At 36.7% G+C, this 619-nt stretch carries 1 protein-coding gene; it reads right to left on the bottom strand.

From position 1 onward, the window contains the following. Window positions 1-619 (bottom strand): fasciclin domain-containing protein (locus tag IEW75_RS15690; protein ID WP_134249424.1); only part of this gene is annotated, 619 nt, incomplete at both ends.

The following is a 619-nucleotide window of genomic DNA, read 5'->3' on the forward strand; positions in this document are numbered from 1 at the left end:
TTGGTAATACCACTTTATCAATAACGTGAATTACCCCGTTAGCAGTTTGTACGTTTGTAGCAACAATATTACTAATTCTTCCGTTTGCATCTGTTAAAGTTGCACCCCCAGAAATATTTGCAGTAATATCACCACCTAAAGTAGGAACAGTCATATTATCAGAAAGCATATCAGCAGTTACATTTAATCCTCCCACAACGTGGTGATTTAAAGTAGCAGTTAAGGTAGCAGCATCAATATCAGCTAGTGAGCCAGCTTCAAGTTCAGTTAATAAAGCAGCAAATGCAGCATCAGTAGGAGCGAATACAGTAAATGGGGCAGGGTCAGTTCCATTTGCAGTAGATAAAATACTTACAAAGTCAGGTTGATCATCTCTAGTTAAGGCAGCAACTAAGTTTGTAAAGCTGTTATTAGAAGTAGCCATAGTAACGATAGTTGGTAATCCAATAACTGCATCGACTAAATGAATTACACCATTATCAACATTATTGTCAGGAGCAGTAACTTTAGCAATACCATTAATTTTAACGCCATCAGCTAAATCTATATACATACTCATATTAGCACCGTTAGGAGTTGCAGTTGAAAGTGAATTAACATATCCAGTAGCTAAATCTCC

This window comes from Lutibacter litoralis, assembly GCF_014646675.1.
GTDB classification, from domain to species: domain Bacteria; phylum Bacteroidota; class Bacteroidia; order Flavobacteriales; family Flavobacteriaceae; genus Lutibacter; species Lutibacter litoralis.